Source organism: Rhodococcus sp. P-2 (assembly GCF_016598535.1).
Lineage (GTDB): Bacteria > Actinomycetota > Actinomycetes > Mycobacteriales > Mycobacteriaceae > Rhodococcus_F > Rhodococcus_F baikonurensis.
Map to the genome: position 1 here is coordinate 4,394,699 of NZ_CP066779.1, position 22,216 is coordinate 4,416,914.

Annotated in this window: 21 protein-coding genes; 14 read left to right on the plus strand and 7 right to left on the minus strand. The window is 63.4% G+C overall.

What is annotated here, in order from left to right; all coding sequences use genetic code 11:
* Nucleotides 1–298: 298 nt before the first annotated feature.
* Together I7X09_RS20745 and I7X09_RS20750 are read right to left on the minus strand one after the other, a co-directional pair.
* Nucleotides 299–868 (minus strand): DUF5655 domain-containing protein, encoded by a 570-nt coding sequence (locus I7X09_RS20745; RefSeq protein WP_200313426.1) that lies wholly within the window; start codon nt 866–868, stop codon nt 299–301.
* Nucleotides 869–909: 41 nt separating this feature from the next.
* Entirely contained in the window at nt 910–1,563 is a 654-nt protein-coding gene (locus tag I7X09_RS20750) for a GNAT family N-acetyltransferase (RefSeq protein ID WP_200313427.1), read from the minus strand.
* 123 nt (nt 1,564–1,686) lie between these two features.
* On the opposite strand from I7X09_RS20750, the gene I7X09_RS20755 reads away from it, so the two are divergent.
* The 5 genes from I7X09_RS20755 (at nt 1,687) to I7X09_RS20775 (ending at nt 8,175) form a co-directional block, all read left to right on the plus strand.
* Nucleotides 1,687–3,084: an MFS transporter gene (locus tag I7X09_RS20755; RefSeq protein WP_200313428.1), complete on the plus strand. Its 1,398-nt coding sequence runs from the start codon at nt 1,687–1,689 to the stop codon at nt 3,082–3,084.
* The gene (locus tag I7X09_RS20760) at nt 3,081–4,646 is read left to right on the plus strand and encodes a pyridoxal phosphate-dependent decarboxylase family protein (RefSeq protein ID WP_200313429.1); all 1,566 of its coding nucleotides are present in this window, start codon (nt 3,081–3,083) and stop codon (nt 4,644–4,646) included. Before I7X09_RS20755 ends, I7X09_RS20760 begins: the two co-directional genes overlap by 4 nt.
* 117 nt (nt 4,647–4,763) lie before the next feature.
* Nucleotides 4,764–6,095 (plus strand): SAM-dependent methyltransferase, encoded by a 1,332-nt coding sequence (locus tag I7X09_RS20765; protein ID WP_200313430.1) that lies wholly within the window; start codon nt 4,764–4,766, stop codon nt 6,093–6,095.
* A 20-nt stretch (nt 6,096–6,115) separates the two neighbouring features.
* Complete coding sequence (locus tag I7X09_RS20770; protein WP_200313431.1) at nt 6,116–7,435, plus strand: lipase family protein; 1,320 nt, start codon at nt 6,116–6,118, stop codon at nt 7,433–7,435.
* Between the two features lie 68 nt (nt 7,436–7,503).
* The gene (locus I7X09_RS20775; protein WP_095969949.1) at nt 7,504–8,175 is read left to right on the plus strand and encodes a DUF1345 domain-containing protein; all 672 of its coding nucleotides are present in this window, start codon (nt 7,504–7,506) and stop codon (nt 8,173–8,175) included.
* A 21-nt stretch (nt 8,176–8,196) separates the two neighbouring features.
* On the opposite strand, the gene I7X09_RS20780 is transcribed toward I7X09_RS20775, so the two are convergent.
* On the minus strand, nt 8,197–8,826 hold the full coding sequence (locus tag I7X09_RS20780) for a LysE family transporter (protein WP_200313433.1): 630 nt from the start codon (nt 8,824–8,826) through the stop codon (nt 8,197–8,199).
* Between the two features lie 110 nt (nt 8,827–8,936).
* Between I7X09_RS20780 and I7X09_RS20785 the strand changes: the two genes are divergently transcribed.
* Together I7X09_RS20785 and I7X09_RS20790 are read left to right on the plus strand one after the other, a co-directional pair.
* Nucleotides 8,937–9,593: a nitroreductase family protein gene (locus I7X09_RS20785; protein WP_124569410.1), complete on the plus strand. Its 657-nt coding sequence runs from the start codon at nt 8,937–8,939 to the stop codon at nt 9,591–9,593.
* Nucleotides 9,587–10,192, plus strand: coding sequence for a dihydrofolate reductase family protein (locus I7X09_RS20790; RefSeq protein ID WP_200313434.1), 606 nt, complete (start codon nt 9,587–9,589; stop codon nt 10,190–10,192). Before I7X09_RS20785 ends, I7X09_RS20790 begins: the two co-directional genes overlap by 7 nt.
* On the opposite strand, the gene I7X09_RS20795 is transcribed toward I7X09_RS20790, so the two are convergent.
* A complete protein-coding gene (locus I7X09_RS20795; protein ID WP_442800576.1) occupies nt 10,189–11,064 on the minus strand; it encodes a sulfite exporter TauE/SafE family protein in 876 nt (291 codons plus the stop codon). The genes I7X09_RS20790 and I7X09_RS20795 overlap by 4 nt on opposite strands.
* Before the next feature lie 20 nt (nt 11,065–11,084).
* On the opposite strand from I7X09_RS20795, the gene I7X09_RS20800 reads away from it, so the two are divergent.
* A complete protein-coding gene (locus tag I7X09_RS20800; RefSeq protein WP_200313436.1) occupies nt 11,085–11,888 on the plus strand; it encodes an AraC family transcriptional regulator in 804 nt (267 codons plus the stop codon).
* On the opposite strand, the gene I7X09_RS20805 is transcribed toward I7X09_RS20800, so the two are convergent.
* The 3 genes from I7X09_RS20805 to I7X09_RS20815 form a co-directional block, all read right to left on the minus strand.
* Nucleotides 11,866–12,315, minus strand: a complete 450-nt coding sequence (locus I7X09_RS20805; RefSeq protein WP_200313438.1) for a hypothetical protein — start codon at nt 12,313–12,315, stop codon at nt 11,866–11,868. The two genes, I7X09_RS20800 and I7X09_RS20805, sit on opposite strands and share 23 nt — an antisense overlap.
* Before the next feature lie 46 nt (nt 12,316–12,361).
* Nucleotides 12,362–13,615, minus strand: coding sequence for a glycoside hydrolase family 1 protein (locus I7X09_RS20810; protein WP_124569448.1), 1,254 nt, complete (start codon nt 13,613–13,615; stop codon nt 12,362–12,364).
* 127 nt (nt 13,616–13,742) lie between these two features.
* The gene (locus I7X09_RS20815; RefSeq protein ID WP_200317958.1) at nt 13,743–16,997 is read right to left on the minus strand and encodes an arabinosyltransferase domain-containing protein; all 3,255 of its coding nucleotides are present in this window, start codon (nt 16,995–16,997) and stop codon (nt 13,743–13,745) included.
* Nucleotides 16,998–17,067: 70 nt separating this feature from the next.
* On the opposite strand from I7X09_RS20815, the gene I7X09_RS20820 reads away from it, so the two are divergent.
* The 6 genes from I7X09_RS20820 (at nt 17,068) to I7X09_RS20845 (ending at nt 22,210) form a co-directional block, all read left to right on the plus strand.
* Entirely contained in the window at nt 17,068–17,613 is a 546-nt protein-coding gene (locus I7X09_RS20820; protein WP_200313440.1) for a hypothetical protein, read from the plus strand.
* Between the two features lie 152 nt (nt 17,614–17,765).
* Entirely contained in the window at nt 17,766–19,088 is a 1,323-nt protein-coding gene (hisD, locus tag I7X09_RS20825) for a histidinol dehydrogenase (protein ID WP_095969958.1), read from the plus strand.
* Nucleotides 19,089–19,099: 11 nt separating this feature from the next.
* A complete protein-coding gene (locus tag I7X09_RS20830; RefSeq protein ID WP_200317960.1) occupies nt 19,100–20,242 on the plus strand; it encodes a histidinol-phosphate transaminase in 1,143 nt (380 codons plus the stop codon).
* On the plus strand, nt 20,239–20,853 hold the full coding sequence (hisB, locus tag I7X09_RS20835; protein WP_200313442.1) for an imidazoleglycerol-phosphate dehydratase HisB: 615 nt from the start codon (nt 20,239–20,241) through the stop codon (nt 20,851–20,853). Before I7X09_RS20830 ends, hisB begins: the two co-directional genes overlap by 4 nt.
* Nucleotides 20,850–20,999 (plus strand): hypothetical protein, encoded by a 150-nt coding sequence (locus I7X09_RS20840; protein ID WP_007732248.1) that lies wholly within the window; start codon nt 20,850–20,852, stop codon nt 20,997–20,999. The genes hisB and I7X09_RS20840 overlap by 4 nt, the downstream gene beginning before the upstream one ends.
* A gap of 89 nt (nt 21,000–21,088) precedes the next feature.
* Nucleotides 21,089–22,210, plus strand: a complete 1,122-nt coding sequence (locus I7X09_RS20845; protein WP_200317962.1) for an MFS transporter — start codon at nt 21,089–21,091, stop codon at nt 22,208–22,210.
* Nucleotides 22,211–22,216 lie beyond the last annotated feature (6 nt).

Genomic DNA, 22,216 nt, shown 5'->3' on the forward strand with positions numbered 1-22,216 from the left:
CTTATCTTTGGCGAGAAGAATCTGTAGCATTTCCCTTGTGGCAGTAAGCCATTCAGAAACTATCTCCGGAGGATCGTATGTTGGGTTCCCTTTTTTCCATCAGCTCTGAAATCGGTGTCCCGTCCGTCGACGCGCTCTTCGAGGCTGCTCGGACCATCATCGGCGCGCTCTTCGGCCTGAGCTGACACGTCGCAGCGACCTTCCCCCGCGGTGAAGAAAGTCCCTGTTCTCCGACAAGGAGAACAGGGACTTTCGTGCAGCCTGCCGGTCAGCGGCTGCGTGGCGGTGAGTGAGTGTCCTACCGGCCGTTCTGCTGATACGCGATCGCTATCAGCGATCCGACTTCGTCGTTCACGTCCTCGGTGCTGGTGAGCCCGATCTTGTGACTCGACTGCCCGGGTGCTTTGGCCGGCACCAGAAGTTCGGAACCGGGGGCCTCGACGAAACGTAGTCCGAGGTCGACTCGGGCTTTGGTGGCCGCTGCGATGGCAGCGAATTGGCGAGCGCGGACAAAGGGCGTGTAGGTTCCGCGGCCTTCGACTCGAACATCGGTTCCGAGTTCTTCGATCAGACGTCGGGCTGTATCGAAGATGGGTCGCAGCGCCGCCTTCGGGCCGCTGTACTGCTGGTCGATGTACTGCTCGACGGTCGGCTCCACCCATCCAGCCTGTGTGGCGGCCTCGAACGCGATTGCCCACTGCGTATTCTGCGGTACACCGTGCTCTGCTTTCAGCCACTTGCGGACTTCGTTCTGATCGAGCGGGTCGACCCCGGACGTCCGTACAGCCTCGACCCATTCTTCGAGAGTGTGCCCGGTACGGTCGCGCATGGACGAGGTGACTGCGGCCATCATGTCGGAGGGTTCCATGCGTCCGTTCTACCGGTTGTCGCTGTGCACGGGTAGCTCGCTCAATCGATGCCCAGCATCGCCTTGAGCGCGTCTGCGCCGGTCACTTCGACGGGATACGGCGGTGCGACAAAATCTTCGCGGCTGAGGGTGAAAAGTCGACGTACGGTCATGCGACCGTCGGCGGACAACTCCTCGACCGTGCCGTCCGCGCGGTACCCGACTTTGGCCGACACAGTGATCGAGGCAGGGTTGTCCGTGAACGCCGACGACACGACGCTTCGTGCGCCCAAAGAGTCGAATGCGAATGCGCAGATTGCCTGTCGGGCAAGAGTGCCGATACCCCGGCCTTGGAAGCCTCGCCCGATCCACGAGCCGGTTTCTCCGGTACGACTTTCAGGGAAGTCCGTCGCGGCGAACGCCTGGCAGCCGACGATTTCTCCGTCGACGACAATGGCTGTCTCGAATTTCCAGTCGGCCATGTTCATCGCTCCGCGGACCGACCAGTGGTATTGGATGAATCTTCGCGACACTTCGTCGGGAGTGCCCACCGTCCAGGGGACGAGAAACGGCATCTGTTCGGCAGGGTGAATGCCGGCCCGGACCAGCGCAGCGAGTTCGGGGAAATGGTCGTCGCGCACGGGGACCAAGCTGACGGGCCCACACGTGATCGTGACTCCGTACGGAGGCCAGATCTCTGTCAGTGGATCAACCATCGTCTGCAGGCTTTCGTTCGTGTGCGAATCGGGTCACAGTCTGGCATGCCGGGCCCGTCCGAGTGAGGGACTTCTGGTCATCGAGATTCTTTTGCCCTCGCGGTGCCGAGTCGTGACATTAGTGTGTGGACGGTGACTACAGACAAACCGGTACGTCTTCGTGAAGGTAGATCGCCTGACAGGCTTTCGCGCGGCGTGGTAGCCGGATATGCAGCGGGAAGTGTCGGTACGGGCGGCTTCGGCGTGCTTCCAGGTCTGGTACTGGCGTACTACCTGACCGACACGCTCGGGGTAGCCGCGGCGCTCGCCTCGCTCGTGGTCATCGTCCCGAAAATCGCCGACGTGCTGATCGATCCGCTGATCGGGTCGATCAGCGATCGAAGCTCCCATCGAACTGGTACGCGAGTGCCACTCATGCTCGCAGGCGCTCTGGGGCTGCCGTTGCTCTTCATCCTCACGTTCTCAGCCCCCGTGTCTGCCGGCCCCGGAGTCGGTGCGTTGTGGGTGCTCGTCTTCTTCCTGCTCGCGGCCAGTGCTTACAGCCTCTTTCAGGTTCCGTACATCGCGTTGCCGACCGAGCTGACCGGCGATTACCACGAGCGCACTCGTTTGGTATCGGTTCGAATTGCGGTGCTGGCCCTGACAATTCTGGTCATCGGCGCTGGTGGACCGGAACTGCGCGATGCTGCCGGGGGCGGAGCACGCGGTTATCTGGTCATGGCGATCGGGGTGTCGGCGCTGATGTGTGGGGCAATGATCTGGGCAGTTCGCGGAGCGGCGCGCCACACGGTGACTCACGCGGACGCGCCGGTCGGTTCGTTGCTCTCGCAATACCGGGACGGGTTCGACGCGATACGACGTACCCGCGCGTTCCGATTGCTGGTCATCGTCTTCGTGCTTCAGGCTCTTGCCACCGCTGTGATGTTGGCGGGTGCGCAATATCTGGCGACCTACGTGATGGGCAAGGAAGGCGCGCTCACCGGTCTGTTCGTTGCACTCGTCGGACCAGCTCTCGTCGTCATGCCGCTGTGGTACCGGTTCTCGCATCGGTACGGAAAGCTTCGCGGTTACGTCGTGTCTTCCATCCTGTTTGTCGTCGCGACTGCGTTGTTGACGCTGGCGGCTGTCGACGCCGGGTCGTGGATCTACGGTGCCGTCGCTCTTGCCGGCGTTGCCTACGCAGGGATGCAGGTGTTTCCGCTGGCGATGCTTCCGGACGTCATCGAGGACGACGCGCGAATCGGTGGACGCCAGCGTGGTGGTTCGCTCAGCGGTATCTGGACCGCCTCGGAAACCGCGGGCCTTGCCCTGGGGCCCGCGGTGTTCTTGGGTGTACTCGCGGTCACCGGCTTCGTCTCGAAAACTGCGGGCGAGACTGTCGTGCAACCGCAATCAGCGCTGACCGGAATAGCTCTCGGCTTCTCGGTCGTGCCGGCGATCCTGGTTGCGATCAGCCTGCTCGTATTGCGGAATTACCGCACCGAACAAGAATCCACTCACGAGAACGTAGGTGAACGATGAGTTCCACTCAGGCCGAGGAACTTCAGGGCAAGAACGCAAACCTCGAGAAGAGGGCGGCCGACATCTTGACTCGTTTGCGTTCGCTTCGTGAGCAGGACGCTCCGACGCACGGCGGCCGGGTTCTGTCGTACGTGTACGACAGCGGCCTCGCAGCGCTCGACGAGTTGGCAGCGGACGCAGCTCGACTGGTTCAGCCGGTCAACGGTCTCGACCCGACCGTGTTCCCGTCCACCGCGGTGATGGAGCGTGAGTTGGTTGCGTTTGCTCGCGAGTTCCTCCATGGGGCTTCAGGCACAGCCGCAGATAGATCCGCGGATACAGACACAGACGCCGGTGAGGTGGTAGTCGGCAATGTCACCAGCGGCGGAACGGAGAGTTGTGTGTTGGCCGTCAAGGCAGCTCGCGACTTTCGTGGGCTCCCGCCGGGTGAGGGTTCGCTGGTTCTTCCGACCACCGCGCATGCCGCTTTCCACAAGGCAGCGCACCTACTCGGACTGGAACTCATCCTGGTACCTGTAGATCCCACGTCGGGGCGCGTGGGCGCACACGATATTGCGACGGCAGTTCGGAAGGACACGGTTCTGATCGTCGTCTCTGCGCCCAATTACCCGTTCGCGGCGCTCGACCCGATCGCCGAGGTCGCGAAAGTTGCCCGTGCACAGTCGATTCCACTGCATGTCGACGCCTGCATCGGTGGCCTTGCGTTGCCGTGGTGGGGTGATCTGCCGCCCTGGGATTTCCGGGTGCCTGGTGTCACCAGCATGTCGGTCGACTTCCACAAGTACGGATACTCACCCAAAGGCGTCTCGGTCTTGCTGCACCGAGGGCGCGACCTGCATCGCAAGCAGTATTTCGGACTCACGGACTGGCCGGGGTATCCGGTGGTCAATCCCACCCTTCTCGGTTCCAAATCCGTTGCTGCGCTGGCCGGAGCGTGGGCGATCTCGCAAGTTCTCGGTCAATCGGGATACGCCGAATTGGTGTCCCGAGCTCAGCGGGCGACGCGCGCGCTGATCGACACGGTCCAGAGCATCGACGGGCTTCGCGTCGTGGGCACGCCGGTGGGGCCACTGTTCGCGGTCGCCACCGACGATTCCGTGCCGCTCGAACGTCGAGTCGATCCGCATCGCTGGGTGAGTGCCGTCGGTGCCCGGGGTTTCGTCCTTCAGGGGCAGCCGGCGTCGACGCAATCCGACGGGACGACGTTGCCTCGAACCACCCACCTGACCGTCACCCCGGTGACGGAGTCCGTGCTCGGCGAGTTGACCAGCGCGCTCGTCCTCGGCGCCGACGACGTTCGCGGCTCGGCGGCAGCCTCGGCGCCGCCGGCCCTGGCAGAGTTGGCCGGAGCATTCGAACGTGGCGATGTCACCGTGGCCGATGTTCTCGCGTTGCCCAGTGACGCCGTCGCGGCGGCGTTGACGTCGGCGGGGCTGGATCCTCGGGGTTCTTCTGATTCTCCGCTGGACATGGCGGCAGTCCTCGCGGCGGTGGAATCGTTGCCCCGCGAGGTCACGAAGCGCCTGCTGGTGGAATTCCTGGCCGGACTGGTGGAGCCGTGAGGAACGGGAAACCTCGATGAACACTGCCCGAAACTCGGACAAATGGCGCGAAAGATTTGCGAATCGGGCGTAAGTTTTCTGTCATCGGCTAACCATCTTTTGTCGGAGGGTTGATTTGTGACTGGCGCCGCGACCAAGATTCTGACGGTTTTCGAGGACGTGATCGGGGTTCCGCTTCCGATTCGGGTGCGGTGTTGGGACGGTTCGGAAGCAGGTCCGCCTGACGCCGCTGCGCAGGTACATTTCCGGAATCGGCGTGCCCTACGCCGAGTCCTGTACTCTCCCAACGAATTGGGGCTGGCGAGGGCGTACGTGTCCGGTGATCTGGACGTAGACGGCGATATCTTTGCGCTCCTCGATGTCCCGGATCTGGTCACGCGGCTCGGTGAGAATCGATTGTCGGGCTTGCCGCTGCGCTCGATGGTGCGCGCCGCCGGTACGTTCGCCGGCTTGGGGGCACTGGGTCTACCGCCATCACCTCCGTCGATCGAGATGCGTCGTAAGCGCGGCACGCGGCACAGCAAGGCACGGGATTCGGCTACCGTCTCCCATCACTATGACGTCGGGAATCGCTTCTACGAACTGTTTCTCGGGCCGAGCATGGTCTATTCGTGCGGGTACTGGCCGGAGGGGGTCGAATCCCTCGAAGCCGCTCAGTTCGCGAAGCTGGACCTGATTTGCCGCAAGCTCGATCTGAAGCCGGGAATGCGACTGCTCGACGTCGGCTGCGGTTGGGGATCGATGGCATTGCATGCTGCCCAGAACTACGGCGTCGACGTTGTCGGGGTGTCACTGAGTAACGAGCAGGTCGAGTACGCCAAGGGACGGGTTGCCGACGCGGGTCTGACCGATCGTATCGAGATTCGAGTGCAGGACTACCGCGACGTCGACGACGGACCGTACGACGCGATTTCGAGCATCGGCATGTCCGAGCATGTGGGCCTTGCCAATTTGCCGGTGTACACGGCAAAACTCCACGATCTGCTCGTGCCCGAGGGGCGTCTTCTCAATCACGCCATCGCGGCGGTGAAGTCGTTGTCGAACAAGGTCGATGACGGATCCAGTTTCATCGACCGGTACATCTTCCCGGACGGCGAGATACTTCCGCTGAGTAAAACCATTGATGCGCTGGAACTTTCAGGGTTCGAGACGCGTGACAGCGAAGCATTGCGCGAGCATTACGCCTTGACGCTGCGCGCATGGGTCGAGAACCTGCGCGAGAACTGGGACGCGGCAGTTCTTCAAGTCGGTGCTCCCCGGGTCCGAACCTGGTTGCTGTACCTCGCGGCCAGTGCGCTGGGTTTCGAGGAGCCGCACCGGCTTACGATTCATCAGGTTCTGGCCGTCAAAACAGGGGATCGGGGGGCCAGCGGCATGGCCCGCTCACGTGAGAGTTGGTACCGACCGATTGAAGTCCCGCAGATCGAAACCGGTCCGCGTATCGACTGAGGCCTATACGTTGGATGTCCATGAGCACCCGGAAGGTTGTCCTCGCGGCAGTGAAGATTTCTGCCGTTGCGGTATCGGCGCTTCTGCCGACGTCGCTGCTGTTCACACCGATGTCGAACGCCGAACCTGCGAACGATTTCTACGACGCGAGTCCGGGTGACGTCGGTGATCCGGGTTCGGTGATTCGGACGGAACCACTTCCGCTTGCCGGTGCAGTCGGCGGAGTGCCTGGTGTGGGGACTCGGATCCTGTATTCGAGTACCGACACCCACGGTTCCAAGGTTGCTGTGTCGGGCTCGTACCTGGAGCCGGCTGCCCCGTGGTCAGGAGTGGGCCCGCGCCCGACGGTTGTGATCGGTCCGGGCACGCAGGGCCAAGGTGATCAGTGCGCGCCGTCGAGGATGTTTCCCACTGCCGGTCAGCTCCGCCTGGCGGAACCCGGGAATCCGTCGAACTACGGTGCCGGTGTGGACAGTGTCGGTGTCAACTACGAGTCCGCTTTTGCATTTGCATTTCTTGCTCAGGGCGTTCGCGTGTTCGTCACCGACTACATCGGACTCGGAACACCCGGCGTCCATACCTACGTCAATCGCGCCGAGGAAGCGCATGCGATGTTGGACGGTGCACGCGCGGCCCGAGCCCTGGCGAAGGCAGGAGTGGACGATCCGATAGCGCTGTGGGGCCATTCACAGGGCGGCGGTGCCACTGCCGCTGCAACCGAACTCGCACCCGAATACGCGCCTGAGTTGAATCTGGTCGGGAGTTACGCGAGCGCGCCCCCGGCGGACCTGGCAAGCGTTCTACGTCATATCGACGGTACCGGTCTGATGGCTGCGATCGGCTACACGATCAACGGCGTTCTCGACCGATATCCCGCCGCCCGAGAGCCAATCGAGTCTCGACTCAACGACTACGGCCGAGCCGTGCTCGCCGACGTCGCCGGGCAATGCCTCATCGATTCCCGAACCAAGTACGGGAAGCAGTCGACGGCGTCGTGGACCACAGACGGCCGACCCCTTGCCGATGTTGTGGAATCGGTACCGGAGATCCAGCAGGTGATCGAGGAACAACGCATCGGGCGGCGAACCCCGGCGTCGCCGATCCTGGTCAACGGGGCGCTCAACGACGACTTCATCCCGTACGAGCAAACCCGGCGCCTGGTTCAGGACTGGTGCGCGCGCGGAGCCGAGGCGACGTTGTTCACCGACACCCTGCCTGCAGTGAATCCGGGGAGCGGTAACAACCACCTCGCGCCGGCGGTAGCGGATTTCGGTGTCGGATTGCAGTACGTGCTGGACAGATTCAACGGTAAGCCCTTGGTCGACACGTGCAACGCCTGAGACACCTGCATCTCGATTACCCTGCGGCGTAACCACCGTCTCACTGCGAACGGTGGTTGACTGACCCCGTGAACGATCGATCGCACGACCTTCCGATCAAACCCGTTCCTCGCAGCGCGCTAGGTGCTGGGCCCGCACTGAGAGTGTCGACGGGACTGCTGCTCGGTGTCGCGGCAGGTGTCGTGATGGCATGGGTCGGCTACCCGCGGTTCGCGTTCCTGATCGGCTGGGATGTCGCGGCGACGGTGTTCACGGTGTGGACGTGGATTCTGGTCTGGCCCTTCGATGCGACGCTCACCGCGAGCCACGCAACGCGGGAAGAACCGGCGCGCAACGTCGCACACCTGCTGATTCTCGGCGCTGCCGTCGCGAGCCTGGTCGGTATCGCGTTCCTGCTCTTGGCGGCACCCGACGGACATCACTACCAAGTCGTGGCGGCATCGGTTGCTGTCGGCAGCGTCGTGATCTCGTGGCTGGCGGTCCACACGCTCTTCGCCCTCGGATATGCGCGGCTGTACTACTCCGGCCCTGACGGCGGAATCGACTTCAATCAGGAAGAACCGCCGAGATACAGCGATTTCGCCTACGTGGCGTACACGGTCGGGATGAGCTTCGCGATTTCCGACACCAACTTGAAGTCGTCGGACATGCGCGCGATGGCGCTCGGCCACGCACTGCTGTCGTACCTCTTCGGTTCGGTGATCGTGGCGTCCGTCGTCAACTTGATTGCAGGCCTGTGAGCAATCAAGCCGTGTGAGCGATCAAGCCGCTGCGCGTCCGATGCTCGAGAGGAAGCCGGCGGCTCCGAAGAACAGGCCGGCGAACACTCGATTGGTGGTTCGTTGTTGTTTGGGGGAGCGCATCAAGGTAAGTACCCGTACGGCCAGCCCGGTGTATCCGGTCATCACGATCACGTCGACTGCGCACATCGTGGCGGCGATGATCAGATACTGCGGCAGCAGCGGTGCCGCAGGGTCCAGGAACTGTGGGAGCACTGCGAGCATGAAAACGACGGCCTTCGGGTTGCTCGCGTTCACGAGAAATGCGCGAAGCATCATCATCGGGCCGGAACTGCTCGCGGTTGCTTCGTCGGTCTCCACTTCGGTGGGCGCTGACCGCCACTGCCTGACTCCCAGATAGACGAGGTATGCGACACCGAACCACTTGATCAAGGAAAAGGCCACGGTCGAACTGGCGAGAATTGCACCGACCCCGGCCGCGACAATGCCGATCTGCAGCAACAATCCCAATTGCAACCCGAAGATGTTCCAGTAACCTCGCCGCAGGCCGTAGGCAAGCCCCGACGACATCGACGCAATGGCGCCGGCCCCCGGTGACAGGCTGATCACCCAACTTGCTCCGAAGAAGGCCAACCAGACGTGCCAACTCATGTCGAATGTCCTTTGATCGGGGAATACTCCCGACAACGAGCACGCGCGGGATCAGAAAAGTGTAGACGGACTGTCCTGCTCACTGCTCGCTGCAGTGCAATGATCGGGAGATGACGCCGTACCCCGTACTCGACCTGACACCCGACGAATTACTGACCACGACGCGCACGGTTCGAAAGCGTCTGGATCTGACCCGTCCCGTGCCGTTGGATCTGGTGAAGGAGTGCCTCCAGATCGCCTTGCAAGCACCCTCCGGTTCGAATCGTCAGGGGTGGCAATGGATGGTGGTGACCGATCCGGCACTGCGAGCGGCTGTCGGGCAGATCTACAAGGAAGTCACCGACGAGTACCTCGCTTCTCATGGTTCGGCGGCAAAACTCTTCGCCGACGATCCCGATCGTGCGCCGATCCAACAGCGCGTAGGAACCAGCGTCGCGTGGCTCGGTGAGCACATGGGCGAGGTACCGGTTCTTCTCATTCCATGTATCAAGGCAGGAAAGACACTGCCGGAGGGAAATCAGGCAGGGTTGTGGGGGTCGCTCCTTCCCGCCGCGTGGAGTTACGCCCTGGCCGCGCGGGCACGTGGACTCGGTACGGCGTGGACGACATTGCACCTGCAGCGTGAAGCGGAAGTTGCCGAGCTGCTGGGCATTCCGGCCGGATTCCATCAAGCGGCATTGATTCCCACGGCGTACTTCACCGGAGAGACGTTCAAACCAGCCGCCCGCGAACCGGTCGACAATGTGCTGCACGTGGACCGATGGTGAGCCTGATCTACTCGGCGATCTGTTCGATCGACGGGTATGTGGCTGATGAGCAGGGGAACTTCGACTGGGCGGTTCCCGACGCGCAGGTCCATTCGTTCGTCAACGAGCTCGAGCGGGGAGTCGGCACGTACCTACTCGGGCGCAAGATGTACGAGACCATGATTCCCTGGGAAGCAATGGCACACGGGGGCCTTCACGGCTCTTCGGTGTCGGGAGGTTCTTCGGTTCCGGAAGAGTTTGCCGGAATCGAGGCGGCGACTGTCGAGTTCGCCGAAATCTGGGGCGGTATCGACAAAGTCGTGTACTCCACGACGCTGACCGAGGTGTCGACGGCGCGCACAACAATTGTCCGAGACTTCGACGCCGACGCCGTTCGTGCGCTCCAGAGTGAAGCGGTGCAAGATATCTCGATCGGCGGTCCGACCGTTGCAGCATGTGCTTTCGCGGCGGGACTGGTCGACGAATGCAGGCTCTTCCTCTGCCCGGTGAGCGTCGGGGGCGGACTGCGCGCTCTCCCTGAAGGAAGGCTCGACCTGCAGTTGCTCGAGGAGCGGACATTCGACGGTGGCGTGATCTATCTGCGGTACGCCGTGCGCTAGGCAATCACCATCACCGTCGTGACGACACAGAGTAGAGCGATATAGGCGCAGGCATGAACGCGGTCCGGGATGACGCCGACAAATCGTCGGCTCAGCGCAATCGCCGGTAGAGAGCCGACGAGCAACGCACAGACCGCCAGAAGGTCGACGGCGCCGACTCTGCCCGCCGACAGATCCGAGGCCGTGATGCCCCCTGATGCGGCCGCGTACACCGCAGTCGCGACGACAGCGACAGGCAGGCTCAACGGGTTTGCGCTAGCGGCGGCGTCGGCCATCGGAACTCCGCCGCGTCGCATCATCGGAACCGTCATGACGCTGCCGCCTACGCCGAGGAAACTTGCGACAGCGCCGATTCCGATTCCGGCTGTGCGGAGACCGTGCGGGCCAAGATGGTCCCGAGGTACGTGAGGTGTCAGAAATCCTTGTCGCAGAAGACTGTCCAGGATCGTCACGACGAGGTAGAGCACGAACAGAATCCGGACGACGGCGTCGTCGACGTGGCCCGCCGCGACCGCTCCCAGGCCTGCTCCGACTGCGACGGGGCCGATCAGAGGCCGGATGTACTCCGTCCGAAGCCGTCCTGAGTTCCTGAATGCGACTGTGGCACTGAGTGAATTGACGACCATCACGGCCGCCGAGGATGCGACGGCAACATGCATCGGATCGACGACGTCCGGCCGAAGCGTGGATGCAGCGTAAACGACTGGGACGGTGACAAATCCGCCACCGAACCCGAAGAGAACGGTGGTGACTCCGGTCAAGGCGCCGAAAGTGAGCAGGATGAGGGCGTAGTGAAGCACTTGATGAACGGTAGCGATTTCGCCGCTGGCGCACATTCGAAGGTTCGCCACGTTCCATTGTGAATCAGACACGGACTCGGTAGGTTCCTCCGGTGCGCAACATCTCGATCAACGACGTCGATCACTCACCTCGCAGCGTTCTCGCAATCGGAACCGACTACCCGCCCGGTCACGTGCTGGCCGCCCACGAACATCGACGCGCCCAGTTCCTTTTCGCTGTGAACGGCGCGATGAACGTCGAAACCGAAGACGGTGAGTGGACGGTTCTGCCGTCCAATGCGGTCATGATTCCCGCCGGTGTCGCTCATGCGGTGACGATGGACGGCGTCAGCACGCGAAGCCTCTACATCGAACCGTCCGCGGCGCCGTGGTTCCCGGTCAGGTGTCGAGTCGTCGCGGTGTCGTCACTTCTGCGTGAACTGCTGGTCGCTGCAGTCGACATGGACGTCGAGTTGAACGTGGAGGACGACTTCCCCGCCCACGGGCGCGGCGCCGCGGTATTTCAGCTGATCCTGCACGAACTTCGTGATCTTGCGCCCCTGCCTGTGGAACTCCCGCTGCCGCGGCACCCGGGATTGCGGGCGTTGTGCACGAGGTATCTCACAGGCCCGTCGATCCACGACTCACCCACGCGGTGGGCCGAGCAACTCCATATCAGTGAACGAACACTGCACCGCTTGCTGATCTCGGAAACGGGGATCAGCGCGTCGTCGTGGATGCAGCGCGCCTGCATTCTTCATGCGCTTCCGAAACTCTCTGCCGGTGCCAGTGTGACAGCCGTTGCGTCTGAACTCGGATACTCGACGCCGGCCGCCTTCACCGCGATGTGCACCCGAGTCTCGGGTGCACCGCCCAGTAGCTATCGGGCGCGCGTCACGACACAGACACCGGAATGATGTCGGCGACGACGTCGTGGATGAGACCGTCACGGACTTCGAAGGTTTCACGAATCTCCACGGTCATCAGGCGCGTGCCACCGATTCCCGCGTCCAGCAGGTAGGTGGTCGAGACGATGTCCCCGGCTTCCGACATCTCGAGGTCGCGAACACCCTGGATGACGCGGTATTGGATGCCGTTTTCGAGGTCTGCGGACATCTGTGGTCCCGAGAAGCCGGTCTTGATTCCGGCTTCGACGCGCGTCGCATCCGGGGCGAAGTGGACATCGGAGACGTCATGGGAGACCAGGGCGTCGATGTAGGCACGTGCCTGCGCCTCGCGGGGTGAATCGGCCGGGTTGGGGGCTGCGGTCGCAGCGCCTCCGGCGACCAGGATCAGGGCAGCGGTGGCAGCGGCAGTTCCGGCGATATTTCGCAGTGTTCGCATGAGGCATCCTAACGACGGAGAGGGCAGGAAATTCGGAAAACGGCCTTCATCGAGTAGCCGTACAGCTGCGGGGAGGATCGACGAGCGAGCAGAAAGCCGGAGCCATGACGGGCACGTAGTCGGCGCCGACGCCGTTGTCGTGAATGATTCGGCGGTAGGTGTCGACGCCGTCGGTCGGGATTCGAACCGCAGTGGGATCGCCGAGAACATCGACCGTGTAGAGCCCGAATCGAGGTCGGTAAGAACCCCATTCGTAGTTGTCGGTAATCGACCAGTAGTTGTAGCCGATCACGTCGGCGCCGTCTTCTCGGGCGCGTTCCATCCAATAGATGTGATCGCGTAGATGATTCGAGCGTGTGTATCCGTCGGCGCGCGGCGCTCCGTTGTCAGTGGGCATGCCGTTCTCGACGATGTAGAGGGGGAGTTCTGGATACTTGCCGGAGTACCGCATCAATGCGTCGTACAGGCCTTCGGGTTGTGGCGTGACGTTGTAGAACTCGTCGAGTGCGGCGTACGCGGCAGTCGGATTGTTCAGGGCCACACCGTAGTAGTAGTCGATCCCGAGAAAGTCGAGCTTGTCGCGCACCCGATCCGTGAATACCGAATCGATCGCCTCGGACACGCCGGGAATGAAGGAGAAATTACTGCTCACGCGAGCACCGGGATCGAGAACATGGATGCGATCGTAGATCGCCCGGTGGACTCGGACCAATGAGTCGAACATCGACGGCGCCTGGGTGAGTGCGATTCCGCCGTAGGTCAATTCACGCTGAACGTACACAGTCGGCTCGTTGATCGTGATCCACAGCGCCCCGATTCCCGAGTACCGCTCGACTACCTTCTCTGCGTTGACCAGCCAATCGGCTTCCGTCTTCGGATTTGTCCAGCCGCCTTGATCGACAACCCATCCCGGATACACCCAGTGGTCGAGCGTGATCATCGGAGTCATGCCCCGCGCGCGGATGTGAGCCACCACGTCGTCGTAGTACGCGAATTCGGTCTCGTTCCAGCTCCCGGCGGCGGGCTGAACTCGCGCCCACTCGACGCCGAATCGGAAAACCTTCGATCCCAGATCGGCCGCCCGGTCGATGTCCTCGGCGTAGCGATGGCGAAAGTCGACCGAGTCACCGATCTTGTCGTGGGTTCGTCCGGAATCGGAGTATCGAGACCAGTTGCTGTCCGGTGACGAACCTTCCGATTGGAATCCGGAGGTGGCAACACCCCAGAGGAAGTCATCCGGTGCCTCCGCCGAGGCGCGAGCGGGAAGGGCCAGCGCCCCGAACAGACACGTCAGTGCCATCAGCGCAGGCGCAATAGACCGTGACAGGGCTCCCATGCCAGGGAGACTAAGTCATACAAGTGTCCAGTCGCAGGCGTTTCGTCCGATCCGCCTGCCACTGGACCGCGTCACTCAGTCACCCTGCCGCTCAGAAAACCATGGTCATCGATCCGGGGTTCCACGTCCCGGAGCGCTGAACGGTCGCTTCGTCGACCTGGGCAGGCACGGCACTCGGATCGATCGGTGTGTACTTCTCGATCGACCCCCAGTCGCGAGCCCAGTCGTTGTCGAGATACGACGGAATGGTCTGAGCGCTCAGAAGCAGGTCGATCCACCCCAACGGTCCGCCGCCGTAGTGGTCCTGCCATGCGCTGGTCACGAGTGCGCCGGAATGGTCGGGAAGGATCCGGTACTCGGGGACCTCGGCAATTCCGACCCGATGGTCGAAGGGGCGTTGGCACGGGAATGCCAGTCCGACAGCCCAATCCAGCATGACGGGCGCCTGCGAACCGACGACGTCGTTGAGCTTCTGGGTCTTCGGAACCCGTGGCGGCGTAACGGCCACCCATTGGTCGGCCTTGCTGTCGTAGTCGCTGACCACAAGTCGAATGCTGTTGGCTTCGACGGGAATCTGGTCCAGCGGCACTCTCAGGTTCCGCCATGACGGTGCCGGCCCGATGTCGAGGGGTGCGATCTTTCCGAGTGTTTCCACAGCGTCTGTTTCGGCATCGTCGACCCCGCGCGCTGTGCCGTACTCGACCTCGACGTTCTGGCCGTAGGTGACGATCCCGTCCTTGTCGACGGATCGAACACGACCCGCCGTGGCAATCGAGATGATGTCTCCGCGTGTGGCGTTCTCACCCACGTCGGGGAGTTGGTACCAGTCACTGGTCAGAGTGCCCGGGGAAGGCTGACCGTAACTGCCCATGACGGGTGTCGTCGCCGGGTCGAGGCCGAACGGCAACGCGACCGAACTGCCGTTGACGCCGGTCTGTCCGGCGCCACCGCCGGTTCCGGCCGAGTTGCCGGCGGTGTCCTCCGCGGTGTCGACGGTGTTCGCGCCACCGGTGGCGGTGGCCTCCTTGTCGGCTCGAAGGTCGGAGGCCACGCCATTGGGATCGAATCCCGTCGCCCCACCGGCGGAGAGAGCTGTGGCCACGTTGCCGGAGAGAGGGGTCAGCATCGACGCGTTCGGATCGGTCTCGATCAGGACGTCGTTGGCGAGTCCGCAATGTTGGCCGAGAACGGCGTCGACGTTCGCGCGGCCCACCGAATATGCCGGGTACTGGGTGATCGCGCCCTTGGCCATGGACAGCACCTCGAAGAGGACCACCGCGCCCGCGGCGATGGTCAGCGGCGAGATGGCAAGCAGTCGAGCGTGCCTCGCGGACAGTTCCTTTCCGGCGGTGTACGGCTCACGGAAGAAGTACCACGCAGCGACGCCGAGCATCAGCACGGTCAGCCCGAGGAGGACGGTGCTCGCGCCGAGTCCGCTGATCGACACCGGCTTGTCCCACCACGGAACGCTGTAGCTGGACACGTAGTAATAGCTGTTGCTGCCGGTGAATGCGACCGCCAGGAGGAACAGGACGGCTGCCGCGAAGAGGGCCCGATTGCGCGGCGAGCGCAGGAGTCTCGTTCCCACGGCGACGGCCGTCATCATCGCCAGAACTGCAGTGAGCCCGGCAAAGATCCCGAAGTGGTGCGTCCACTTGGTCGGCGAGAACATCAGCAGTGGCAGCGCGCCGATCGTCAGCCCCACGACGCGGCGTGACGGACCGGCGGCCAAACCGGGGATCCGGCCCCCCTTGCGCAGCATCATCGCGGTGCAGACGCCAAGGCACAGAACCATGACGAACACACCGAACCTGCGGGTCAGGGAACCGTCGACGGAGATGTTGAAGAGGTACTGATAGCGGAGATACTCGTCGAACCAGGGTTGATTCGGTGAGATCGAGTGGACACGCTGCATCTCGATGACGGCGGCCAGACTCTGATCACCGAACGCGGGGATGAGGATCGACAGTCCGGCAGCCAGCAGTGGCCCGACAGCCGCGACGTAACCGGTGGTGCGGGCACGTTCGATGATGATGCGCATGATCGGGCGTATTCCGGCGATGAGAGCGGCGAAGCAGATGAGTCCGGAAGGGCCGGCAGTCAAGGTGAATCCGGCGATCAATATCGCGATTGCGACCGGTAGAAGTCGTCTCGTCGCGACCGCGCGTTCGATCGAGCACCACGTCAGCAGGACACCGAGAGCAACGATCGGTTCGGGGCGCAGTCCGTTGTTGAACGGAAGCCAGAATGCGAGGAAGACGAGCGCGCCGGTCCAGAGGGCGAGTCGATTTCCGCGAATGGCGGCGCCCAGCCGAGGCGCAACCTCTCGGCTGATGACAAGCCAGGTGATGATGCCCGCCAACAGAGCAGGCAGACGGACCCACGGGCTTGCGGTGCTGACGTGGGCCAGGAGTCCGAGGATGTTGTAGTACGGCGTTCCGAACGGGGTTTCGGGAACCGCGAACCACCGGAAGTAGTTGGACATATAGCCCGATTGCTCCGAGGCCCTGGCCATCGTGAACTGGTAGCCGTCATCGGTGGTGGTAGCGCCGATGAAGTGCCAGAGCACCAGAGTTCCGACGACGACACCGTCGAGGACAGTGAACTTCCACCATCGAGCGGGCAGAAATTTGCGTGTTCCGCGGCCGTCGCGGTTGTCGAGGCGGTGCAGCGCGAAGAGGGACACGACCGCCGTGAGTGCCCCGAGAATCATGGCGAGGGTCTTGATCACCGACGGGCTCGACGTGAAGCGAGAGTCCGCCTCGATCGAGACGTTCAAACCGGCTGCCGCCGAATCGAGGTCGCTGAAGACACCGACCACCTGTGGCCGGCTGTCGCCCTCGATGACGCGCGGTTCGGAACCGGTGGCGCTGAAGGTGGTTCGAGTCGGCTCGGCGACGAGTGTGAGCGCGCAGCCAGTCTGCAGATCAGCGACGGGTGCCGAGAGCAACACTTGATCGCGCAGGACCGCCTCGACCCGAGCGGGGGCGTCGGCGGACTCGGGGGAGACCGTCGCGACGAATCCGTATCGCCGGGCGTCTGCGGCACCGGGGGGAGCAGTCGAGACGAGTGTTCCGCCGCCGGCGGTCAACTCGTTGATCGACGCGCACGGAATGGATGCCTCCATACGAAGCGGCGTGTACGAGACCAATGGTGCTTCGACGCTTGTCGTCGATCCGGCCTGCGGCCAGTTGACGGTGGCGGTGTCCTGCTCGATCGGCAGGAACGGCACTGATCCGCACAAAATGATGCCGAGGATCGATGCGACAATCGCAACGATCCGTGCTCGGTTCGGTCCGCTGGATCGCTGAGGGGTCGGCAAGGCCGGAGGTGCGGTCGTGGCCACGTCACTGTCTGTCACGACTTTGGACCCTAGCTGTGCGTGACGTGTTTGTTATAAAAGCGCGAGTAATGGGATGGTCGTGTTCCCGGTGCCGTTCCACTGCGCGGGGGTTGTCGGCGATCGAGGCGGGGGTGCGGTGCACGAGGTTCACGAGTCCATTCCGCTGAGCCCACTACTGCGGCGATCGACGGCTGCATTGTGCGTCGTCCTCGGAATTGTCATGGTGATTGTCTGTGGGTTCGCGGCGATCGTGGAACGTGACCCGGCGGGCTACGTCGGCGCCGTGTTGTCCGCGATCCTTTCCTTCGGGTTGGCCGCGTACATGTGGAAGGTGTGCGTGATCATCACCACAGACGCCGAACGAGTGACAATCGCACTGTCTCCGGGATTGCGTCAGGTTTTTCGGTGGGACGAGGTTGTGTCGGCAACTGCGGTCCATATCGGGATGGGCTCCGGAATCGGCTATCGGATGACCGGCCCAGGTATGCGGGTAATTCTCGCCTCACCCGGCGACGGGGTCCGCTTTCGTCTCCACGACGGCCGCGAAATCTCGGTGGCGACCGACCGAAGGGACGAGCTGATCGAACTTGCCCGGCGGCGAGCGCCGGACCTGCAGTGAGCGTCGCTGGTGGACCGGTGAAAAATGGGGTGCGCCTATCCTGGATAATTGACGTCAGTTCTGTGTTTCGGACCCGTTGATCGGGCCCGAAATGCCGGACCGGTTTGCTGCCGCTTGCACAGGCACCCCGTTTGCGTACGAGAGGAACTCTCATGCTTGCCCGCACCGACCTGCGTGGTCGTACCCCATCCACGGCCGAACTTCGCGCCGCGCTTCCCCGAGGTGGAGTGGATGTGGACGCGGTGCTGCATCAGGTTCGCCCGATGGTCGAAGCCGTTCGTGATCGTGGGGCCGAAGCCGCGCTCGAGTTCGGCGAGAAGTTCGACGGCGTTCGTCCGTCCTCGGTCCGGGTTCCAGCGGCGGAGCTCGAGCGCGCACTTCGTGAACTCGACCCGGCCGTCAAGGAAGCCCTCGAGGTTGCGATCGAGCGCACCCGCAAGGTGCACGCCGATCAGCGTCGCAAGGACACCGTCACCGAGGTGGTCCCGGGTGGCACGGTCACCGAGCGTTGGGTTCCCGTCGAGCGCGTCGGGCTGTACGTCCCCGGTGGCAACGCCGTGTACCCGTCGAGTGTTGTCATGAACGTCGTGCCGGCTCAGACGGCCGGCGTCGGATCGCTCGTAGTCGCCTCGCCTCCGCAAGCCGAGTTCGGCGGATTGCCGCACCCCACGATCCTTGCCGCCGCAGCCATGCTCGGTGTCGACGAGGTGTGGGCCGTCGGCGGCGGACAGGGCGTTGCCTTGCTGACGTACGGCGGAACCGACACCGACGGAACCGAACTTGTACCGGTCGACCTCATCACCGGCCCCGGCAACATCTACGTCACTGCGGCCAAGCGTCTGTGCCGCGGACTGGTTGGCATCGATGCGGAGGCCGGTCCCACCGAGATCGCGATCCTCGCCGACCACACCGCTGACCCGGTTCACGTTGCTGCCGACCTCATCAGTCAGGCCGAGCACGACGTGATGGCCGCCAGCGTCCTCGTCACGACCAGCGTCGAATTGGCCGACGCCGTCGATGCGGCTCTGGCCGCGCAGCTCGAGATCACCAAGCACCGCGAGCGCGTCACCACGGCGCTGACCGGCAGCCAGTCGGGCACCGTGCTGGTCTCCGATGTTTCCGCTGGTCTGCGCGTCGTCAACGCTTATGCGGCCGAGCACCTCGAGATTCAGACCGAGGACGCAACCGGTGTCGCAGCTCAGGTCACCAGCGCTGGTGCCGTGTTCGTCGGCCCATGGGCGCCGGTCAGCCTCGGCGACTACTGCGCCGGCTCCAACCATGTTCTGCCGACGGCCGGGTGTGCACGTCACTCCTCCGGTCTGAGCGTGCAGACCTTCCTGCGTGGGATCCACGTGATCGACTACTCCGAGTCGGCTCTGAAAGACGTTGCCGGACACGTCATCACGCTCGCCAATGCGGAGGACCTGCCCGCTCACGGCGAGGCTGTGCGTCTGCGATTCGAGGCTTTGCGATGAGTAGCGCTGCGATGAGCAGTGTTCCCGGAGGATCGATTTCGGTCGACGCCCTTCCGATTCGCGAGAACCTGCGTGGAAAGTCGGCGTACGGCGCCCCGCAGTTGACGGTTCCGGTTCAGCTCAACACGAACGAGAACCCGCATCCGCCGACGCAGGCGCTCATCGACGATGTTGCCGAATCCGTGCGCGAAGCCGCGAAGGAACTGCACCGCTATCCAGACCGTGACGCTGTGGCGTTGCGGACGGATCTGGCTGCGTACCTGTCGAAGCAGACCGGGGTGCCGGTCACCGTCGACAATCTCTGGGCGGCAAACGGATCGAACGAAATTCTGCAGCAGTTGTTGCAGGCGTTCGCAGGTCCGGGGCGCAGCGCGATGGGTTTTGTGCCCTCGTACTCGATGCACCCGATCATCGCCGACGGTACCGATACCGAGTGGGTCGAGGTCTTCCGTCGGGACGATTTCGCACTCGACGTGGATGCTGCCGTCATAGTGATCGAGGAGCGTCGACCGGACGTCGTGTTCGTGACCAGCCCCAACAACCCGACCGGACACAGCGTCGGTATTGCGGAACTGCGACGCATTCTCGACGTGGCGCCGGGCATCGTGATCGTCGACGAGGCGTACGCGGAGTTCTCCGCTGCCCCCAGCGCGATGACGCTGATCGACGAGTTCCCGGCCAAGCTGGTTGTCACCCGCACCATGAGCAAGGCGTTCGCGTTTGCCGGTGGCCGACTCGGCTACCTCGCCGCAGCTCCCGCATTCATCGACGCACTGTTGTTGGTGCGCTTGCCGTATCACCTCTCGGTGGTCACGCAAGCTGCGGCACGTGCCGCACTGCGTCACGCCGACGAGACCCTCGGCAGTGTCCATGCCTTGTCTGCCGAGCGTGATCGGGTGTCGAAGGCACTGGCGGACACCGGTTTCCGAGTGATTCCCAGTGACGCGAACTTCATCTTGTTCGGTCAGTTCACCGACAGTGCACAGGCGTGGAAGGAATACCTCGACCGCGGGGTTCTCATCCGCGACATCGGCATCCCCGGATACCTGCGGGCCACAGTGGGACTCGAAGCCGAGAACGACGCGTTCATCAAGGCCAGTGACGAAATCGCAGGCACCCAGCTGGTCGACACGAATTCAGGAGAGACGGCATGAGCGATCGCATCGCGCGGATCGAACGAACAACTCGGGAATCAAGCATCGTCGTCGAACTGAATCTGGACGGGACCGGCATCGTCGACGTCTCCACCGGCGTTCCGTTCTTCGACCACATGCTCAACGCCTTGGGTACCCACGCCAGCTTCGATCTCGGTGTCAAGGCGAAGGGTGACGTCGAGATCGACGCTCACCACACCGTCGAGGACACCGCGATCGTTTTCGGCCAGGCACTCGGCCAGGCACTCGGCGACAAGAAGGGCATCCGCCGTTTCGGCGACGCTTTCATACCGATGGACGAAACGCTGGCGCACGCGTCGGTCGACGTCTCCGGTCGCCCGTACTGCGTGCACACCGGTGAGCCCGACTACATGGTGCATTCCGTTATCGGCGGGTACCCGGGCGTTCCGTATCACGCGGTGATCAACCGCCACGTGTTCGAGTCGATCGCATTGAATGCACGTATCGCACTGCACGTTCGGGTTCTGTACGGCCGCGATCAGCACCACATCACCGAGGCCGAGTACAAGGCCGTTGCGCGTGCTTTGCGTGACGCGGTCGAGCTGGATCCGCGCGTGAGCGGCGTGCCGTCGACGAAGGGAACACTGTGAGCGTCCTCTTCACCTATCTGCTGTTCATCGGTGCGGGAATTGCCGTCGGCGGCGCTTACTCGATGTTCAAGGTCAACAAGCTGGCGTCGGGAATCCTTCTGGCGTTGGCGGTTCTGGCGGCGGTAGCGGGCGCACTGCGTCTGTGACGCGAAAGGTTACTGCGTCTGTGACGCGAAAAGTTACTGCGTCTGTGACGGGGAAAGAGGCGGGGCCGGGGTTGCTTCGTACTCCGGGCATGGTCGGTGTCCTGATCATGGCGGCAGCAGCTTTCGGCGGCTGGTCGTTGCTGTTGCCGGTGGTGCCGTTGCTGGTTGCGCAATCCGGCGGATCGGATGCGCTTGCCGGGTCGGTGACCGGTGTCTTCATGGCGGCCACGGTCGTGACGCAACTGCTCGTGCCTCGGCTGTTGCGGACGCAGGGCTACCGGCGCGTGTTGGCGGTCGGATGTCTGCTCCTCGGTCCACCGTCGTTGGTGCTGTTGAGCTCGGCCGACGCCGGCCCTGTCCTGGCGGTTTCCGCGGTGCGAGGTATCGGTTTCGGCATGCTGACGGTGGCCGGCAGCGCACTGGTGGCGGAGTTGGCGCCCAAGCGAATTCTGGGCCGTGCCACCGGCGCTCAGGGAATTGCGATCGCTGCGTCACAAATGGCGGGGCTTCCGCTGGGGCTTGCGATCATGGAACGGTGGTCGGCGACACCGGTGTTCGTCCTCGGTGCGCTGATCCCGGCGCTCGCGCTGGTGGCCATTGCCGGGTTGCCGAAGATTTTCGCCCAGCCGACCGGGGAATCCGCCCGGTTGAGTGTGTTCGCCGTCCTGGTTCCGGTGCTCGCTCTGGCGTGCGTGTCCGCGTCGTTCGGCGGATTGTCGTCGTTGCTGCCGATCGCCATTTCGGAGCGCGCGGCTGTTGCAGGTGTGGTGTTGGCGACTGCCAGTGGGTCGATGTTGGTCGGTCGATTCTCGGCGGGGCTGATCGCCGATCGTGTCGGCAGTGGCCGAACTCTCGCGCCGGCGCTGGCGTCGTCGACCATCGGATTGGTGCTCTTCGCTGTCAACGTCGACGGCGGTTCGACACCGGTCTTGTTCTGCGCGGCGGTCCTTTTCGGGCTCGGGTTCGGTGCAGTGCAGAACGAGTCCTTGGTCATGGCTTTCCAGGCTGCCGGCCCGAGGCAACTCGGATCCGCGAGCGCGATCTGGAACATCGGCTATGACGCCGGCACCGGGATCGGTGCACTGGCTCTGGGATTCGTGGCCACGACTGCCGGCTATGCGTGGGTGTTCGCGGTCTCCGCGGTCGTTGTCGCTCTACTCCCGGCACTGGCCGCAGGCGGCAAAGTGATCGGCAGCAGGGTTGCCCGATAGAGTTGG

Excerpts from the sequence above, each read along its gene's own strand:
- I7X09_RS20745 (WP_200313426.1), bottom strand. The coding sequence starts at position 868 with ATGGAACCCTCCGACATGATGGCCGCAGTCACCTCGTCCATGCGCGAC.
- I7X09_RS20750 (WP_200313427.1), bottom strand. The coding sequence starts at position 1,563 with ATGGTTGATCCACTGACAGAGATCTGGCCTCCGTACGGAGTCACGATC.
- I7X09_RS20760 (WP_200313429.1), top strand. The coding sequence starts at position 3,081 with ATGAGTTCCACTCAGGCCGAGGAACTTCAGGGCAAGAACGCAAACCTC.
- I7X09_RS20770 (WP_200313431.1), top strand. The coding sequence starts at position 6,116 with ATGAGCACCCGGAAGGTTGTCCTCGCGGCAGTGAAGATTTCTGCCGTT.
- I7X09_RS20780 (WP_200313433.1), bottom strand. The coding sequence starts at position 8,826 with ATGAGTTGGCACGTCTGGTTGGCCTTCTTCGGAGCAAGTTGGGTGATC.
- I7X09_RS20785 (WP_124569410.1), top strand. The coding sequence starts at position 8,937 with ATGACGCCGTACCCCGTACTCGACCTGACACCCGACGAATTACTGACC.
- I7X09_RS20790 (WP_200313434.1), top strand. The coding sequence starts at position 9,587 with ATGGTGAGCCTGATCTACTCGGCGATCTGTTCGATCGACGGGTATGTG.
- I7X09_RS20805 (WP_200313438.1), bottom strand. The coding sequence starts at position 12,315 with ATGCGAACACTGCGAAATATCGCCGGAACTGCCGCTGCCACCGCTGCC.
- I7X09_RS20810 (WP_124569448.1), bottom strand. The coding sequence starts at position 13,615 with ATGGCACTGACGTGTCTGTTCGGGGCGCTGGCCCTTCCCGCTCGCGCC.
- I7X09_RS20820 (WP_200313440.1), top strand. The coding sequence starts at position 17,068 with ATGGTCGTGTTCCCGGTGCCGTTCCACTGCGCGGGGGTTGTCGGCGAT.
- hisD (WP_095969958.1), top strand. The coding sequence starts at position 17,766 with ATGCTTGCCCGCACCGACCTGCGTGGTCGTACCCCATCCACGGCCGAA.
- I7X09_RS20830 (WP_200317960.1), top strand. The coding sequence starts at position 19,100 with ATGAGCAGTGTTCCCGGAGGATCGATTTCGGTCGACGCCCTTCCGATT.
- hisB (WP_200313442.1), top strand. The coding sequence starts at position 20,239 with ATGAGCGATCGCATCGCGCGGATCGAACGAACAACTCGGGAATCAAGC.
- I7X09_RS20845 (WP_200317962.1), top strand. The coding sequence starts at position 21,089 with ATGGTCGGTGTCCTGATCATGGCGGCAGCAGCTTTCGGCGGCTGGTCG.